Here is a 2797-nt window from a genome sequence, read left to right as displayed (position 1 = left end):
GCGCCGGTCGGGGACGCCACGAACGGGGCCACCGTCCGCCCGGCGGAGGCGCGCGGAGCCGGCGGCACGACCGAGGTGCCGCAGACCAACACCCCGTCCACCCACACCGCGGCGGACAGCGATGTCGAGCGCCTCGACTCCCAGAAGCAACTGCTCAACGGCGTCGAGTACACCCTGCCGCCCGTCAGCCTGCTGACCGCGGGGGACCCGCCCAAGGAGCGCAGCGAGTCCAACGACCAGATGATCGACGCCATCCAGGGCGTCCTCGAGCAGTTCAAGATCGACGCCGCGGTCACCGGGTTCACCCGCGGGCCGACGGTCACGCGCTACGAGGTCGAGCTCGGCCCCGGCGTCAAGGTCGAGAAGATCACGGCGCTGCACCGGAACATCGCCTACGCGGTGGCCACGGACAACGTCCGTCTCCTCGCCCCGATCCCCGGCAAGTCCGCGGTGGGCATCGAGGTCCCCAACCTCGACCGGGAGCTGGTGAGGCTCGCCGACGTGCTCACCGACCCCAAGACCGCCACCAAGCACAACCCGATGCTCATCGGACTGGGCAAGGACATCGAGGGGGACTTCGTCACCGCCGACCTGTCCAAGATGCCGCACCTCCTGGTGGCCGGCTCGACCGGATCGGGTAAGTCCAGCTTCGTCAACTCGATGCTCGTGTCGTTGCTCACCCGCGCGACACCGGACGAGGTGCGCCTGATCCTCGTGGATCCCAAGATGGTCGAGCTGACGCCGTACGAGGGGATCCCACACCTGATCACCCCGATCATCACGCAGCCCAAGAAGGCGGCCGCCGCGCTGGCGTGGCTGGTCGAGGAGATGGAACAGCGCTACCAGGACATGAAGTCCACCCGCGTGCGCCACATCACCGATTTCAACGAACGGGTCAAGTCCGGTGCCATCACGACCCCGCCCGGCAGCGAACGGGTGTACCGCCCGTATCCGTACATCGTCGCGGTGGTGGACGAACTCGCCGACCTCATGATGACCGCGCCGCGTGACATCGAGGACGCGATCGTGCGGATCACCCAGAAGGCCCGTGCCGCCGGGATCCACCTGGTGCTGGCCACGCAGCGTCCGTCCGTCGACGTGGTCACGGGCCTCATCAAGACCAACGTGCCGTCGCGTCTGGCCTTCGCCACGTCCTCGCTCACCGACTCGCGGGTCATCCTGGACCAGGCGGGGGCGGAGAAGCTGATCGGGATGGGTGACGGTCTCTTCATCCCGATGGGGGCGTCGCGACCCGTCCGTATGCAGGGTGCGTTCATCACCGACGAGGAGATCCACGAGGTCGTGGACTACGCCAAGAACCAGGCGGAGCCCGACTACGACGACACCGTCACCGCCGCCAAGGAGGAGTCCAAGAAGGACATCGACGGCGACATCGGGGACGACCTCGACGACCTGCTCGCGGCCGTCGAGCTCGTGGTCTCCAGCCAGTTCGGGTCCACCTCGATGCTGCAGCGCAAGCTCCGCGTCGGGTTCGCCAAGGCGGGTCGGCTCATGGACCTGATGGAGTCCCGCGACATCGTCGGACCCTCGGAGGGCTCGAAGGCCCGCGACGTGCTGGTCAAGCCGGAGGAGCTGGGGTCGGTCATCTGGATGATCAAGGGCGGCACCCCGCCCGAGGAGGACCCGGGAGACCTGCCTGCCGGGAGCGAGAACCTGGACGAGGCGCCGGTGGGCTGAACCGCGCGGTCTCAGGCCAGCGCGCCGTACACCGGCATCCACTCCCGGACGGTGACCTCGGAGACCATTCCGCGCAGACAGTGGGGGTCCTCCGCCACCAGTGCGCGGGCGGTGTCGGAATCGGCGGCCTCGACGACGAGCAGGGCGCCCGAACCGTCCGTGTACGGACCCACCGACCGGATCGATCCCGCGTCGACCCGGGCGGAGAGCCACTCGCGATGGGCGGGCTTGTTGGCCTCCCGGTCATCGGTCTGCTCGGGCTCGTACCGGTAGTCGACTGCGAAGAGCGGCATCGGTGTGGTCCTTCCTGGTCGCTGCGGGGGTGTTGTCGGATCAAGGGTATTCGGCCGGGTCTCGCTAAGGTGAGGGGGTGACACTTCCCATCACCGATGACGGACGCCCCGGCGCCGAGGTCCCCGTACTCAACATCGCCAACGTGCTCACCGTCCTGCGGATCGTGTTGGTCCCGGTGTTCGTGGTCCTGTTCTTCGTGGCCGACGCGCAGGACCCGTGGTGGCGGGTGGGTGCGTTCGTCGTCTTCGTGTTCGCGATGGCGACCGACTACGTGGACGGGTACCTCGCCCGGCGGCTGGGTCTGGTGACGGACTTCGGCAAGATCGCCGACCCGATCGCGGACAAGGCGCTCATGGCGGCGGCGATGATCTCGCTGTCCCTGGTCCACGAGCTGTTCTGGTGGGTGACGATCGTGATCCTCGTCCGCGAGGTGGGGATCACCCTCTGGCGTCTGTTCGGCGTCGACCACGTGGTGGCGGCCAGTAAGGGTGGCAAGCTCAAGACCGTGACCCAGACCCTGGGGCTGGGCATGCTGATCCTCCCGCTACCGCACTGGGTCTGGCCCGTCGAATGGGCCGTGATCGGCGTGGCGCTGGTCCTGACCGTCTACACGGGTATCGATTACCTGGTGAAGGCGCGTCAGGCCGCCAGGGCCGGGCACTGAGCCCCCCGGCCCGGGTTGCCATGACCTCCGCTGATCTCCCCGATCCGGGTGCCGCGGCCGCGGTGGCCGCACTCGGCGGGCGCGGGTGGACCCTGGCGACCGCCGAGTCGCTGACCGCGGGGATGCTCGCGGCCACGGTGG

Annotated in this window: 4 protein-coding genes; 3 read left to right on the top strand and 1 reads right to left on the bottom strand. The window is 68.6% G+C overall.

The window, feature by feature from the left end:
• The coding region (locus G6017_RS06325) for a DNA translocase FtsK (protein WP_241731399.1) at positions 1–1698 on the top strand (1698 nt) is incomplete at its 5' end.
• 11 nt (positions 1699–1709) lie between these two features.
• On the opposite strand, the gene G6017_RS06320 is transcribed toward G6017_RS06325, so the two are convergent.
• A complete protein-coding gene (locus tag G6017_RS06320) occupies positions 1710–1991 on the bottom strand; it encodes a YciI family protein (RefSeq protein ID WP_182616500.1) in 282 nt (93 codons plus the stop codon).
• Between the two features lie 77 nt (positions 1992–2068).
• Between G6017_RS06320 and pgsA the strand changes: the two genes are divergently transcribed.
• Both pgsA and G6017_RS17405 read left to right on the top strand, forming a co-directional pair.
• Positions 2069–2656, top strand: coding sequence for a CDP-diacylglycerol--glycerol-3-phosphate 3-phosphatidyltransferase (gene pgsA, locus G6017_RS06315; protein WP_179525421.1), 588 nt, complete (start codon positions 2069–2071; stop codon positions 2654–2656).
• 20 nt (positions 2657–2676) lie between these two features.
• On the top strand, positions 2677–2797 hold a 121-nt coding region (locus tag G6017_RS17405; RefSeq protein WP_182616498.1), incomplete at its 3' end, for a CinA family protein.

The organism is Dietzia sp. B44 (assembly GCF_014145245.1).
Lineage (GTDB): Bacteria > Actinomycetota > Actinomycetes > Mycobacteriales > Mycobacteriaceae > Dietzia > Dietzia natronolimnaea.
Note: the sequence above shows the minus strand (reverse complement) of the source record. Positions and strands in the feature narration are given on the sequence as shown.